The sequence below is a fragment of the Methylobacterium sp. V23 genome (genome assembly GCF_002917135.1).
Classification (GTDB): Bacteria; Pseudomonadota; Alphaproteobacteria; order Rhizobiales; family Beijerinckiaceae; genus Methylobacterium.
In genome coordinates this window covers 46,257-59,575 of the sequence record NZ_PDHT01000001.1, presented here as the reverse complement: position 1 = coordinate 59,575, position 13,319 = coordinate 46,257, and the positions used below count along the sequence as shown (strand labels likewise).

Annotated in this window: 16 protein-coding genes; 3 read left to right on the top strand and 13 right to left on the bottom strand. The window is 70.2% G+C overall.

Translation table 11 applies throughout. The features are described 5' to 3' along the window. Nucleotides 1–6: 6 nt before the first annotated feature. The 5 genes from CRT23_RS00285 to CRT23_RS00265 form a co-directional block, all read right to left on the bottom strand. Entirely contained in the window at nt 7–162 is a 156-nt protein-coding gene (locus CRT23_RS00285) for a DUF3309 domain-containing protein (RefSeq protein WP_103708171.1), read from the bottom strand. Nucleotides 163–292: 130 nt separating this feature from the next. After that, nucleotides 293–1,357: a cysteine synthase A gene (locus CRT23_RS00280; RefSeq protein ID WP_103708170.1), complete on the bottom strand. Its 1,065-nt coding sequence runs from the start codon at nt 1,355–1,357 to the stop codon at nt 293–295. Nucleotides 1,358–1,397: 40 nt separating this feature from the next. Next, nucleotides 1,398–1,763 carry a response regulator gene (locus tag CRT23_RS00275; protein ID WP_055946868.1) on the bottom strand — a complete coding sequence of 122 codons (366 nt, stop codon included), beginning with the start codon at nt 1,761–1,763 and terminating at the stop codon, nt 1,398–1,400. Between the two features lie 176 nt (nt 1,764–1,939). Next, entirely contained in the window at nt 1,940–2,509 is a 570-nt protein-coding gene (hpt, locus tag CRT23_RS00270) for a hypoxanthine phosphoribosyltransferase (RefSeq protein ID WP_055946865.1), read from the bottom strand. 12 nt (nt 2,510–2,521) lie between these two features. Beyond that, entirely contained in the window at nt 2,522–3,328 is an 807-nt protein-coding gene (locus CRT23_RS00265; RefSeq protein ID WP_103708169.1) for a zinc-ribbon domain-containing protein, read from the bottom strand. Nucleotides 3,329–3,551: 223 nt separating this feature from the next. Between CRT23_RS00265 and ftsE the strand changes: the two genes are divergently transcribed. The 3 genes from ftsE to CRT23_RS00250 all read left to right on the top strand — a co-directional run bounded on the left by ftsE (nt 3,552) and on the right by CRT23_RS00250 (nt 6,214). Continuing rightward, complete coding sequence (gene ftsE, locus CRT23_RS00260; protein ID WP_103708168.1) at nt 3,552–4,250, top strand: cell division ATP-binding protein FtsE; 699 nt, start codon at nt 3,552–3,554, stop codon at nt 4,248–4,250. Then, the gene (locus CRT23_RS00255) at nt 4,247–5,263 is read left to right on the top strand and encodes an ABC transporter permease (RefSeq protein ID WP_245435879.1); all 1,017 of its coding nucleotides are present in this window, start codon (nt 4,247–4,249) and stop codon (nt 5,261–5,263) included. The genes ftsE and CRT23_RS00255 overlap by 4 nt, the downstream gene beginning before the upstream one ends. Before the next feature lie 141 nt (nt 5,264–5,404). Next, complete coding sequence (locus CRT23_RS00250) at nt 5,405–6,214, top strand: YdcF family protein (protein WP_245435878.1); 810 nt, start codon at nt 5,405–5,407, stop codon at nt 6,212–6,214. 27 nt (nt 6,215–6,241) lie between these two features. Here CRT23_RS00250 and CRT23_RS00245 read toward each other — a convergent pair whose 3' ends face one another. From CRT23_RS00245 to CRT23_RS00210, 8 genes are all read right to left on the bottom strand, one after another. Then, complete coding sequence (locus tag CRT23_RS00245; RefSeq protein ID WP_055946857.1) at nt 6,242–6,580, bottom strand: hypothetical protein; 339 nt, start codon at nt 6,578–6,580, stop codon at nt 6,242–6,244. A gap of 2 nt (nt 6,581–6,582) precedes the next feature. Continuing rightward, nucleotides 6,583–7,050 (bottom strand): PTS IIA-like nitrogen regulatory protein PtsN, encoded by a 468-nt coding sequence (gene ptsN, locus CRT23_RS00240; protein WP_055946855.1) that lies wholly within the window; start codon nt 7,048–7,050, stop codon nt 6,583–6,585. A 121-nt stretch (nt 7,051–7,171) separates the two neighbouring features. Next, nucleotides 7,172–7,783 carry a ribosome-associated translation inhibitor RaiA gene (raiA, locus tag CRT23_RS00235; protein ID WP_055946853.1) on the bottom strand — a complete coding sequence of 204 codons (612 nt, stop codon included), beginning with the start codon at nt 7,781–7,783 and terminating at the stop codon, nt 7,172–7,174. Nucleotides 7,784–8,008: 225 nt separating this feature from the next. After that, the gene (rpoN, locus tag CRT23_RS00230) at nt 8,009–9,571 is read right to left on the bottom strand and encodes an RNA polymerase factor sigma-54 (protein ID WP_103708167.1); all 1,563 of its coding nucleotides are present in this window, start codon (nt 9,569–9,571) and stop codon (nt 8,009–8,011) included. A gap of 367 nt (nt 9,572–9,938) precedes the next feature. Next, nucleotides 9,939–10,727 (bottom strand): LPS export ABC transporter ATP-binding protein, encoded by a 789-nt coding sequence (lptB, locus tag CRT23_RS00225; RefSeq protein ID WP_245435921.1) that lies wholly within the window; start codon nt 10,725–10,727, stop codon nt 9,939–9,941. An 83-nt stretch (nt 10,728–10,810) separates the two neighbouring features. Further along, nucleotides 10,811–11,569: an LptA/OstA family protein gene (locus CRT23_RS00220; RefSeq protein WP_103708166.1), complete on the bottom strand. Its 759-nt coding sequence runs from the start codon at nt 11,567–11,569 to the stop codon at nt 10,811–10,813. Between the two features lie 14 nt (nt 11,570–11,583). After that, entirely contained in the window at nt 11,584–12,366 is a 783-nt protein-coding gene (locus CRT23_RS00215) for a lipopolysaccharide-assembly, LptC-related protein (RefSeq protein WP_103708165.1), read from the bottom strand. Nucleotides 12,367–12,608: 242 nt separating this feature from the next. Next, complete coding sequence (locus tag CRT23_RS00210) at nt 12,609–13,235, bottom strand: ribonuclease D (RefSeq protein WP_055946847.1); 627 nt, start codon at nt 13,233–13,235, stop codon at nt 12,609–12,611. Nucleotides 13,236–13,319 lie beyond the last annotated feature (84 nt).

Below are 13,319 nucleotides of genomic sequence, written 5' to 3'. Positions count from 1 at the left end.
GAATCGTCAGATGCGCCCGGTGACGAGGAGGACGATCAGGATGATGACGAGCAGGCCGCCAAGTCCGAAGCTCGGTCCACGGTAAGCACCGCCGCCGAGGAAGTTACCGCCGCCAAGCACGATCAGGATCAGGAGGATGAGGAGAATGGTCGTCAGGGTCATGGATGGGAACTCCGTCACGCGCCCAACCAGAATTGCTTGAGCTTGACCGTACAAACGTCGCCGTGGCGATTCCGTTCAACGGTCCGTGCGGCATAATCCCACAAAGGCAGAGTTTTTCCGCCGATCGACTTCAGGCCCGCCAATCGGGCAGCGATTCCGATGCGGGTCCCAGCCAATCCGGCACCGGCAAGCCCCGCTCGGCCAGGAAAGCGGGGTTGAACAGCTTCGAGGCGTAGCGCGCCGCGCCGTCGCACAGGATGGTCACGACGGTGTGGCCCGGCCCGAGTTCCCGGGCGAGCCGGATCGCCCCGGCGACGTTGATGCCGGACGAGCCGCCGAGGCTCAGGCCCTCCTCCCGCATCAGCCGGAAGACGATCTCGAGGGCCTCGGCATCGGGAATCCGAAAGGAGACGTCCGGGGCGAAGCCCGCGAGGTTGCGGGTGATCCGTCCCTGGCCGATGCCCTCCGTGATCGACGAGCCCTCCGCCTTCAGGGTGCCGGTGGTGTAGTGGGCGTACAGCGCGGACCCCTCCGGGTCGGCGAGGCCGATCCGCACGTCGGGGCGCGCGGCGCGCAGGGCCTCGGCGGTCCCCGCGAGGGTGCCGCCGGTTCCGGCCGCACAGATGAAGCCGTCGACTGCCCCACCGGTCGCCGCCAGGATCTCCGGGCCCGTCGTCTCCACGTGGGCCTGCCGGTTGGCGACGTTGTCGAACTGGTCGGCGAAGAAGGCTCCGGCCGGTTCGGTCTCGGCCAAGCGCTCGGCGAGCCGGCGGGCGGCGTGAACGTAGTTGTTGGGGTCGGCGAACGGCACCGCCGGCACTTCCACCAGGCGGGCGCCGGCCAGGCGCAGGGTTTCCTTCTTCTCGGCCGACTGCGTCTCCGGGATCACGATGACCGTGCGGTAGCCGCGCACCGAGGCCACGAGTGCCAGACCGATGCCGGTATTGCCGGCCGTGCCCTCCACGATGGTGCCGCCGGGCCGGATGGCGCCCCTTGCCTCGGCATCGCGCACGATGGAGAGCGCCGCCCGGTCCTTCACCGAGAGGCCGGGATTCAGGAACTCCGCCTTGCCCAGGATGGTGCAGCCGGTCTCCTCGGAGGCGCGCGCCAGGCGGATCAGGGGCGTGGCGCCGATGGCCGAGAGGATGTCGGGCAGAGGACGGTCGGGCAAGTGCCGGTCGGAATGGAGGATCATGCGCGGGCTTCCGGGTACGAGGCGGCGGACCCGGCGCGTCTCAGGCGGCGAGCGCCCGATTCACCGTGGAGCGCAGGTCGGCCAGGGAGAACGGCTTCGTCAGGACATCGGTCACGATGGCATCGAGGCCCCGCGCGCGCTCGCGCTGGTCGGCGAAGCCGGTCATCAGCAGGATGGTGAGATTGGGAAAGTCGCGCTTGGCCGCGAGCGCCAGGGCGATCCCATCCATCAGCGGCATGCGGATGTCGGTGAGCATGAGGTCGAACGCGCCGTCCGCCTCGGTCAGCCGGTCGAGGCCGTCGCTGCCGTCCGTGGCCGTGACCACGGCGTGACCGTCGATCTCGAGGCCCCGCTTGAGGAAGCCCCGCACCGTCTCTTCGTCATCCACCAGGAGGATGCGGGCCATCGTGCGTCTGTATCTCTCTCGGATCCGAGCGCTCAGTCACGCAAGCGCCGACGCGCCCTGTCAAGGGATCGTCGGACACAGCAAGCTCTTTAAGAGCCAGATCGTTTCATATTCTCCGGCACGCACGACGAATTCCGCGCGCGCGGCAAATTCTGCGGATCGTGAGCGGGCGCGCCTCAGGTGCCGCCGAACAGGTCGGGCTCCCGGCTCTCGTAATCGACGAGGCCGACGAAGGGCAGCTGGCGGTAGGCATGGGCGACATCCATGCCGTAGCCGACCACGAACACGTCCGGGCAGGTGAAGCCGACGAAATCCGCATCAATGGTCACGGCGCGCTTGCCGGGCTTCTCCAGGAGCACGGCGGTGAGCACCCGCTTGGCGCCCCGCGCCATCAGCAGGTCCTTGGCGAACACGATGGTGCGGCCGGATTCGAGGATGTCGTCCACCAGGAGGACGTCGCGTCCGCGCACCTCGCTCTCCACGTCGCGCAGGATCTCGACCTGCCCCGAGGAGACCGTGGCGGTGCGGTAGCTCGACAGGTGGACGAACTCGGCCTGCGGCTCCAGCCCGACCCGGTGCAGGGCGCGCAGGAGGTCGGCGGCGAACATGAAGCTGCCCTTGAGCACCGCCACCACGAGCAGGTTCTCGGGATTGGCGGCGGCGATGGCCGCTGCGAGTTCCTCGGTGCGCCGGGCGATGGCGGTTTCGTCGAAGAGGACGCGGACGCGTCGGGAAGCACTGGTCATCCGCGTTCCTTATCACGGGGCCGGGGCGCTGGCATCGGCCTTCGGCATGGTCTCGCCCGCCTCGGCGGCGGCAAAATGCACGCGGACCGAGCGGCCCTGCGCCGGCGGCGCCGACAGGCTCGCGCGGAAGCGCGCGGTCTCGCTCTTCTCGAGGCCGGCGCGCGGGGGCGCGATGCGCCAGCGATAGAGCGCCTGGTCGCGCCCGTCCCGGACCTCCACCTCGATCGGCGGTACCGCGGCCTCGGCGGCGACGCCGACGAGATCCCCCTCCACCACGAGCTGGCCCTGCGCGCCCTCCCCCGGGCTCTGGAATGCCACGACGTCGCGGAACTCGACGCCACGCAGGTTCACCGGAAATCCGACCCGGGCATAGAGGCCGGCGCTCTGCGGCATCGCCCGCACCACCGTGGCCCGCCCAAGAACGGCGAGACCGAGTCCGCCGAGCACGGCGAGCCCGAGGGCGGCCCCGGGCGAGGCCAGGGAGAAGCCGTTGCGCTTCGGCCTCGCGGGCTTGGCCCGAGCCCGCGGACGCGGCGTCTCAGGGGGCGATGGATCGGGCTCGGGTTCGGCGGCCAGGGCCGACTCCCAGGCATCGAGATCGGCCTGGGCCGAGGCGCGGCTCTGCGCCGCGTCGGGACCGAGCTCGGAGGCGGCCATCATGGCCGCGGTCATCTCGGCCTCGAGGGCGGCAGAGACGTCGTCGGGGGAGATGAACCAGGTCTCGCGGCAGGCCGCGCAGCGCACCGAGCGCCCGTCCGCGCCGACGCGGTCCACGTCGATCTCGTACGCGCTGGTACAGGACGGGCAGACGATCAGCATGGCGTCCGTGGACCTCGGATCTCGATGGACGGTTGCCGACGGGGGCAAAAAGACTCAAACGGTTCTCCGCCAACACGGTTAACCGTCCGTGAAGCGGGCGGCCTATAACCGGGATGCGCGGGACCGTCGCACGAGGGCCGTCGCACGAGGGCAGTCCTGGTAGAGCAGTCTTGGTCGGGCAGGCGTGGTTGGGCAGGACCTTGGGGGGATCGTGGCGGATCGGGTGAACACGCAGTCGCTCCTCTCCGGAGCCGAGGAGCCGGTGGTCCAGTTCGAGAGCGTCGGCATGCGCTACGGTCTCGGGCCGGAGGTGCTGAGCGATGTCAGCTTCCAGATCGCACCGCGCTCGTTCCAGTTCCTCACGGGACCGTCCGGTGCGGGCAAGACCACCCTGCTGCGCCTGATTCTGCTGTCGGTGCGCCCCACCCGCGGCCTCGTGTCGGTCTTCGGCGAGGAAGTCAGTGACATCTCCAGCGAAGCGCTGACCGGCCTGCGGCGGCGCATGGGCGTGGTCTTCCAGGATTTCCGCCTGCTCGACCACCTCACCACCTACGAGAACGTCGCGCTGCCCCTGCGTGTCCAGGGGCGGTCGGAAACGAGTTACCGGGCCGAGGTCGTCGAACTCCTGCGCTGGGTCGGCCTCGGCGAGCGCATGCACGTGCTGCCGCCCCTTCTCTCGGGCGGAGAGAAGCAGCGCGCCGCCATCGCCCGGGCGCTCATCGCCCGGCCGGAACTGCTCCTGGCCGACGAACCCACCGGCAATGTCGACCCCAGCCTCGGCCGCCGCCTGCTGCGCCTGTTCATCGAACTCAACCGGCTGGGCACCTCGGTCCTCATCGCCACCCACGACTTCGCCCTGATGGACCTCGTCGATGCCCGGCGCTTCGTCCTCGGCGAGGGACGCCTGACGGTCGAGGCATGATGGACGAGACCGACACGCCATCCGCCGCGCCGGCACACCGTCCGCCGCCCCGCACCGACGACCGGCCACCGGTGAAGCCTCCGGCGCCGCCGGAGTCGCGCGCGGCCCCCCTGCCCCCGACCCTGCGCCGCAACGCCCCCCTGGTCCCGACCGACTCGGCGGCCAGCCGGGCCCTGGCCGCCGTCATCGCGATCCTGACCTTCCTCGCCGCGCTCTGCGCGGGCGCGGCCGAGATCGTGGCCTCCAGCGCCGTTCAGTGGCAGGACACGGTGGCCCAGGAAGTGACGATCCAGGTGCGTCCGAGCCCCGGGCGCGACATCGATGCCGACGTCGCCCGGGCCGAGGGCCTGGCCAAGGCCACGCCCGGCATCGCCGCCGTGCGGGTGTTCTCGAAGGCCGAGGCCGAGCGCCTGCTCGAGCCCTGGCTCGGCAGCGGCCTCGACCTCTCGGACCTGCCGGTGCCGCGGCTCGTGACCCTGAAGCTCGCCGAGACGGCCCCGGACCTCAAGCCCCTGCGCAATTCCCTCAGCGAGGCGCTGCCCGGGGTGGCGAGCCTCGACGACCACGCCCTCTGGCTGCGTCGGCTCTCCACGGCGGCCAACACCTTCGTGGGCGTCGGGGTCGGCATCGTCCTTCTGGTGCTGGTGGCGACGGGCCTCGCGGTGGTCTTCGCGACCCGCGGCGCCATGGCGGGCAACCGGGAGGTGGTGGAGGTCCTGCACTTCGTCGGCGCCAACGACGACTTCATCGCCCGGGCCTTCCAGCGCCGGTTCTTCGGCCTCGGCCTGCGCGGCGGCATCATCGGCTCGGGCGCGGCCATCGCGGCCTTCGCGCTGGCCGGGCTGGTGTCGCGCAACTGGCGCTCCGGCCCGGCCGGGGAGGAAATCGAGGCCCTGTTCGGCACCTTCCACATCGGCTGGCGCGGCTACGCCGCCGTGCTCCTCATCGGCGTGATCGCGTCGGTGGTCACCGGCATCGTCTCGCGCCTCACCGTGCGACGGTTCCTGGCCTGAGGAACGGGGGCCGCGACAGCGGCGCGCGCCCTGTCACGGAAGCGGGCGATCCCGTTAACCCTTCATGAACCTTTCGGGGCGGAGATACTTGCCTCGTGAACGCCCCAATCGGGGCTACTCTCTGGGGGAATGACGAGGCGGATGTCAGCCAGCGGCACCATGAGGCCCTCCGAGGCTTTCGGATGGGCCTGGACCGACGCCGCATCCCGCGCGCCTGCCCCGGCGCGCCGGCAACCGGATGCGTCCGGCCCTGGATCCACGGCGCGAAGCGGGCTCGGGCCGACCGCCAAGGCCACCCTCGGCCTCGCGGCCACAGGTGCCGTCGCGCTCTTCTGCGGCTTCCTGAACTTCGTGGCCTGCCTGGAGCGGGACGAGCGCGTGCCGCAGGGCCGGGCCGACGGCATCGTGGCGCTCACGGGCGGGGCGCAGCGCATCGGCGACGCCATCGATCTTCTCGCCAACGGCTACGGCCGACGCCTGCTGATCACGGGTGTCAACGAGCGCACCAGCCGCGACGAGATCGCCCGTCTCAACCCGACGCAGCGGCACTGGATCGATTGCTGCGTCGACCTCGACTATCGGGCGCGCAACACCATCGGCAACGCCATCGAGACCCGTCGCTGGATGCGCCAGCACCGTTTCAGCACCGTGACCGTGGTGACCTCGAACTACCACATGCCCCGCACCATGGTGGAACTCGACCACGCGCTTGTGGGAGCGGACCGCGTCGTGCCCCATCCGGTGATCGCGGAGGGCTTCGATGCCGACCGTTGGTGGCATCACCCCGCCTCCGCCAAGTTGCTGGCTTCGGAATACCTGAAATTCCTCGTGGCCTGGGTCCGGACCCGCTTCGAGCATGATCCGGAGCGCTCCCGGGCCGCCATCCTGATCGGACGCGGCAAGCCGATCAAGATGGTCGCCGAACCGCTGCTGTTGCGCGGGCAGGAATAGGCCGAACCCCGCTCGGAGCCCGAGGCTTCACAGCCCCTTGCACTGGCTCCGGATCATCCCGGCGAATTCCTTCTCGGACGTCTGGACTTGGTTCAGGCGGTCGGTGCGCTCGACCCCCGAGAGGCAGCGGCCATAGACGCTCGCCACCCGGCGCATGGTCTCCACGTGCCGACGCCAGACGCGACACTGGTCGGCCGCCTCGCTGCCGGCCTGTTCGAGCTGGTCGATCGCCTGGCGCTGCATCGAGTTCGCCACGAGGACGTCGCGGGCGCAGGCGGTATCGGTGACGCCGCGCTGCTGCGCGTGGGCCGGCGCGGCGACGAGCAGGAGGGCAACCAGAGTTGGCCCGCAGGGCAGGATCCGCATGATCAAGCGGCCTGCGAGGCCGAGGTGTGGGTGAGCAGCGCGTAGAGGGCACTGGCGTCGCGGGCGGCGCGGATGCGCTCGAGGATACCCGGCTCGCGCAGGAGGCGGGCGACCTGGGCCAGAGCCTTCAGGTGGTCGGCGCCGGCCCCCTCGGGAGCCAGGAGCAGGAAGGCGATGTCGACGGGCTGGCCGTCGAGGGCATCGAAATCCACCGGCTTCTCCAGCCGGGCGACGAGGCCGAACAGCCGGTCGAGGCCGGGCAGCTTGCCGTGCGGGATGGCGACGCCGTCGCCGATGCCGGTGGAGCCCAGGCGCTCGCGCTGCAGCAGGGTCTCGAACACCTCGCGCTCGTCCAGGGCCGGAAGCTGACGGACCGCGTGAGCGCTGAGCTCCTGCAGCATCGACTTCTTGGCGCGGACGCGCAGGGACGGCACCACGGAATCCGGAGAGAGGAATTCCAGCACTGGCATGAAGGACCGTCGCCCCGTCGGCGGCGGCCGAGACCCGGCCGCCACTCCATGAAAGGTCGGGCCGCCCGGGGCGGCCCTTGGACTCAATCGAACGGGTTCAGGCTCTGTTCCCGACCCGCGCCTACGAGGCTGCCTCGGCCGGATCGACCCAGCCGATGGCCCCGTCCGTGCGGCGGTATACGACGTTGATGCGTCCGGTGCCAGCGTGAACGAACACGATCACCGGCGCGCCCGTGAGGTCGAGGGCGGTGACCGCCTCGCTGACCGAGTGGCGCTTCAGGGTCTTGGTGCTCTCCGCCACCACGGGCGGGTGCGCCGCTTCCCCGTCGTCGCCATCCTCGTCGAGGTCGATGGCCTCGGCCTCGCTCGGAGCCGCGAACACCGCGTAGGCCGCCTGCACGGTCGCGCCGTCATGGCCGGCCGCGCCATGGTCCTTCAGCTTGTGCTTGTAGCGCCGCAGGCGCTTTTCCAGGCGGTCCGCCGTCTGCTCGAAGCTCGCATGGGCGTCGTGGGCGGCGCCGGAGGCTTCCAGGGTCAGGCCGGAAACGAGGTGGAGCACGCAATCGGTGCGGTAGGCGGTTCCGTCCCGCCGCAGGGTGACGTGGCCGGAGCAGGTCCCGCTCATGTGGCTGTCGAGATACTTCGAGAGGGTGGCAGCCATTCGCTCCTCGACCCGCCCCCGAAGGGCTTCGCCAAGGTCCAGGCCGTGGCCCGTCACGCGCAATGACCCCATGATCCCTCCGATTTTCGTTGTGGACACGCCCTGGGTGAGGCGCAACCTGAGTTAAGGAGCCTCTCTCGGAGAAGTCAACGCGAGGTCGGGCCCGGGCCTTGTGCCGGCCTCCGATCCGTCATTCGCGGTCCGGGCCCCGGCCGTGCGCGAGCCGTCGGGCCCGCGCAAGGCGGACCTCGCCGATCCGATCCGCCCGTCGCCGAAGGGGATGCCGCGGCGGTCGCTTCACCGCCCCGCGTAAGCGAAATGCTCGCGGCGGCGCTCGATCGAGGAGGGAATGCGCAGGGACTCCCGGTACTTGGCGACGGTGCGGCGGGCGATGTCGATGCCCTCGTCACGCAGGCGCTGCACCAGGGCGTCGTCGGAGAGCACGTCGCTCGGCGCCTCGCCGTCGACGAGTTGCTTGATGCGGTGGCGGACGGCCTCGGACGAATGCGCGGCGGTGCCGGCGGCGCCCGGGATCGCGGCGGTGAAGAAGTATTTCATCTCCAGCGTGCCGCGGCTGGTGCCGATCGACTTGTTCGAGGTGACCCGCGAGACGGTGGATTCGTGCATGCCGATCGCCTCGGCCACCGTCTTCAGGTTGAGCGGGCGCAGGTGCGCGACGCCGTGCAGGAAGAACGCGTCCTGCTGGCGCACGATCTCGGAGGCGACCTTGAGGATGGTGCGGGCCCGCTGCTCCAGGCTGCGGGTGAGCCAGTTGGCGGTCTGCAGGCATTCCGACAGGAAGGCCTTGTCGCCCTCGGCCGCCGCACCGCGCGAGACCCGGGCATAGTAACTCTGGTTGACCAGCACCCGCGGCAGGGCCTCGGCGTTGAGCTCCACCAGCCAGGAGCCGTCGGGCGCGGCACGCACGAACACGTCGGGGATCAACACCTCGACGGCCCGGCTTCCGAAGGCGCGACCGGGCTTCGGATCGAGCCGGCGCAGCTCGGCCAGCATGTCGACGAGGTCCTCGTCGTCGACGCCGCAGAGCCGACGGAGCGCCGCGAAGTCGCGCTTCGCCACGAGGTCGAGGCGCGACACCAGGGCCTGCATGGCCGGATCGAACCGGTCGCGGTCGCGCAGCTGCAGGGCGAGGCACTCGGCGAGGTCGCGCGCGGCGATGCCGGCGGGCTCGAAACTCTGGACGAGCTTCAGCACCCGGGCGACCCGGTCGAGGGACGCGCCAAGGCGCTCGGCCACCGCATCGATGGATTCGCGCAGGTAACCGGCATCGTCGACGGCATCGATCAGGAAGCCGCCGATCAGCCGGTCCATGGGATCGCGGGTGGCAAGGTCGAGCTGGGCGCCGAGATGCTCGCGCAGGGAGATTTCGGCGGTGAGGCTCGCCTCGAAATCCGGGGCCTCGCCGTCGAAGCTGCCGCCGGTATTGCCGTAGGGCGCCGGCGTCAGGGAGAGCATGTCGCCGGACGCCGCCTCACGGGCATGGGTCGGGTTCTCGTCCGAGAACACGTTGTCGAGGCGGGTGTCGAGGGCGCTCTCCATGTCGGCGCCGCTCGCCGTCAGCGTGGTGGCGATCCAGGGCTCGTCGTTTCCGTCATAGTCGCCGCCCTCGCCGTCCCCGTCGCGATCGACCGAGGATTCGGAGGGTGTCTCGGCCGGCGGGCGTTCGCCCTCGCTCTCACCGTCCGCGCGCTCCAGCAAGGGATTGCGCTCGAGTTCGGCATCGACGTACGCGGCAAGGTCGAGCTGGGAGAGTTGGAGCAGCTTGATCGCCTGGAGAAGCTGAGGCGTCATCACCAGGGCTTGGCCCTGGCGCATCTCCAGCCGTTGCAGCAGACTCATCGTTGTCGCCCCGGGTGAGTCGCACCTCAGGTCGGCAGCACACGTCGCCGTGAGCCGAACCTCGGCACAAATCTTGCTTTCTGTCGTCTGTTCCCAGGTCTAGCGCCAACCCGATCCCACGTCAAAGCGTGGCGGATCAGATTTGCACGCAAATTGGGCAGGCTATGAAAACGGCACGGGGATACGCGCCCCCGCGGAAGTCTGAGCCTCGCATCGCCGACGCTAACAATAGCTTGTGAGATCAGTGGAAATTCCCGCACTGCACCGAGGATGTGCGGCTTGAGGCGTGTCGGACGCCGGCTGAAAAACCTGCGGGCTGCGATCCGGATGCAGGGCGGCCCCTGTAGCATCCGGACGGGACCGGCGCCTACAGGCGGAAATCCTCGCCGAGATAGAGGCGGCGGGCCTCCGGATTGGCCACGATCTCCTCGGGCGTTCCCTCGGTGAGGATACGGCCCGAATGGGCGATGTAGGCCCGATCGATCAGCCCCAGGGTCTCGCGCACGTTGTGGTCGGTGATGAGCACGCCGATCCCACGCTGCTTCAGGTGCTTCACCAAGTCCTGGATATCGCCGACCGCGATGGGGTCGATCCCCGCGAAGGGCTCGTCGAGCAGCATGAAGCTCGGTGAGGACGCGAGCGCCCGGGCGATTTCGCAGCGGCGGCGCTCGCCACCGGAGAGGGCGATCGACGGCGACTTGCGCAGGCGCGCGATATCGAACTCCTCGAGCAGCGATTCGAGCTTGCGGGCGCGCTCCTTCCGATCGGGCTCGGCCACCTCGAGCACCGCGCGGATGTTGTCCTCCACGGACAGGCCGCGGAAGATCGAGGCCTCCTGCGGCAGGTAGCCGATGCCGAGGCGGGCCCGCTGGTACATCGGCAATTGGGTGATCGGCAGGCCGTCCAGGGTGATGGTCCCGCGATCGGCCGTGACGAGGCCGGTGATCATGTAGAAGATGGTGGTCTTGCCGGCGCCGTTGGGGCCGAGCAGTCCGACCGCCTCGCCGTTGCGCACGGTGAGACCGGCCTCGTGCACCACGGTGCGGGCGCCGTAGCTCTTGCGCAGGCCACGCACGCAGAGGATACCCGGTCCGCCGCCCTCCTCGACGATGGCAGCCGCCTCGGCCGCGCGACGGCGGGCGCGACCGCCGAACAACCGCCGGAGCAGGGAGGGTGCCGGCGGCGCGCCGGCACGGTCGGAGGAGCGCTCCGCCAGGGCGGGCGCCGGCGCTGCGGCACTCAATTCGTCTGGGCCCGGGTCTTGCCGGCAGGCTTCTCGGCGGAGGCTTCGGTGGGCTTGTCGGCCGCGGGCTTGTCAGCCGGCGGCCTGGTCGCGCGTCCGGCGATGGGGGCCGGCGTGCAGCCCTTGCCCTTGGCCCCGTCCTCCTTCTGCGGCACCAGGAGGGCGGAGACGCGCCCGCCTGCCACCGGGTCCATGTTGGCCCGGCCGGTGTTCATGTCGTAGACGAGGCGGGAGCCGCGGGTGACGTTCTGGCACTGGCTCAGGATGACGTTGCCGGTGACCACGATGCGCTTGGCCTCCTGATCGAACACGGCGTTGTCGCCGGTGGCGATCTGGTCCTTCTGCACCACGGTGACCGGGCCGGCGCATTCCACGCGCTGGATGCCGTTCTCGTTCAGGCCGGCCGCCCGCTCGGCCTGGCTGGCCGGCTCGCCGCCCGGCGCCGTCGCTTCCTTCTTGTCCTTGCCGCGCTTGTAGCGCACCGTCATGCTGGAGCAGCGGATCGTGCTGTCGCCCTGCACGGCGACGACGTTGCCGGCGAAGATCGCCTTGTTCTCGCGGTCGAACACGTCGAGACGGTCGGCGTCGATCTTGATCGGTTCCTTGCCGCTGCCCCCGAGGTTGCCCAGGGGCGAAGCGGACTTCTCCTTGCGCGGGGCCGCAGGCGCCGTCTGTGCCGCGACGGGTCCGGCCGCGATCACCGCCGCCAGCGCGAGCGCGAGGGCTGTCCGGAGTCGATGCGGAACGACGTCCATCCCCGTGGGCCGCGTCACGGGCGGCGCTCCCCGTCCTCGGGCTCGGCCGCCGTGGTCCGGATACGCGCCGGCTTGTCGGTCAGACCGGCGACCTGAGCCTTGTCGGCCTGGGCTTCGGACTTGTCCTGCGGATCCCGACCGTGCAGGACCGTATGGACGTTGCCGACGAAAGAGATGACGTGGCCACTGTCGATCACCTCCAGGGTGTCGGCCACGATGGTGCCGCTGGGCATCGAGACGGCGACGGTCTCGCTCGACCGCACGCTGCCGGCCTTGAAGTCGACGGCCGCCGTCTTCAGGCGAACCTCCTCGCCCTTGTCCGTCCAGAGCCGGATGTCCCGGTCGAGGTTCAGGGATTCGCGCGTGGAATCGAACACGCCGGAGGCGGCTTCGAGGTGCACGAGGCCGCCCTTGTCGTCGGTGTTGAGCTGGCCCTTCATCGCCTGCAATTCGATCACGCTCGGCTTGCGAACGTCCTGGAAAGCGGCGGTGGCGGTGACCTCGTAGCCCCGGTCGCCCTTCCGGAAGCCGGACAGGCGAGGATTCTCCATCTTCACCTTGCTGCCCGACAGGCTGAGTTGGCCGACCGACACGTCGGGCAGGCCGGCCCCCAAGGGATTGAACAAGGTGACGACCGCGAGCGCGAGGACGGCGGTTCCGGCGGCGAGGGGAATCAGCCGCCGCAGGGCGCGCACGTGGCTGCTGTGGTTGCGCGCCCGCGCATGGGCGCGGGTCCGGCGCGCATCGACGCGGCCGTCGCTCGTCTGCCCCGTCTCGATCGCCGCGCCCAGGTGCATGATCTTTCCAACATCGTGCCCCGGCGGCGTCGGCACGCGCGAGGAGCGCGCCACGGCTGGGTCGACCGCCGGATGACCGGGGGCAGTGGCGAAGTTATGACGGGAAGCTTGAGAAAGCATCAAGCCTCCGGTTCACCCGAGGGCGGAATGGCGCAGGCGCGCGGGCGGGGATGTGCGACGGCGCACGGAGACGGGCGCGCAGGGACGTCGGCGCGACGGCGCCTGTGCGGCGGAGGCCGCCGTCAGGTATGCGCGAAGATGTCCGTGTCCGGCCAGCCGGCGAGATCGAGCCGGGCGCGGGTCGGCAGAAAGTCGAAGCAGTTCCGCGCAAGGTCCGTGCGGCCCTCCCGCTCCAGCATCGCGTCGAGGCGCGCGCGCGCGGCGTGCAGGTAGAGGACGTCGGAGGCGGCGTAATCGACCTGGGCCTGGCTCAGGGTATCGGCGCCCCAATCCGAGGATTGCTGCTGCTTGGACAGGTCGACGCCCACGAGTTCGCGGACCACATCCTTCAGCCCATGCCGGTCGGTGTAGGTGCGAGCCAGCTTCGAGGCCACTTTGGTGCAGTAGACCGGCGCCGGCATGACCCCGAGGCCCCGGAACAGCACCGCGAGATCGAAGCGTGCGAAGTGAAAGATCTTCAGGGTGGCCGGATCGGCCAGCACGCGCATCAGCGTCTCGGGCGCCGGACCGCCGGGGATGATCTGGACCACGTCAGCCGTGCCGTCGCCGCGCGAGATCTGTACGACGCAGAGCCGGTCGCGATGCGGGTTGAGCCCGAGGGTCTCGGTGTCGATGGCAATGGCCGGGCCGGCGACGTAATCGGCAGGCAGGTCGCCGCGATGCAAGCGAATGGCAGGATGCGGCGGCATGGACGGGGAATTTCCGCGCTGGGATCGACGACGGGCCACGAACGGCGTTTCTCGTGTGATCCCCGGCGCCTATCATCGGGCCCC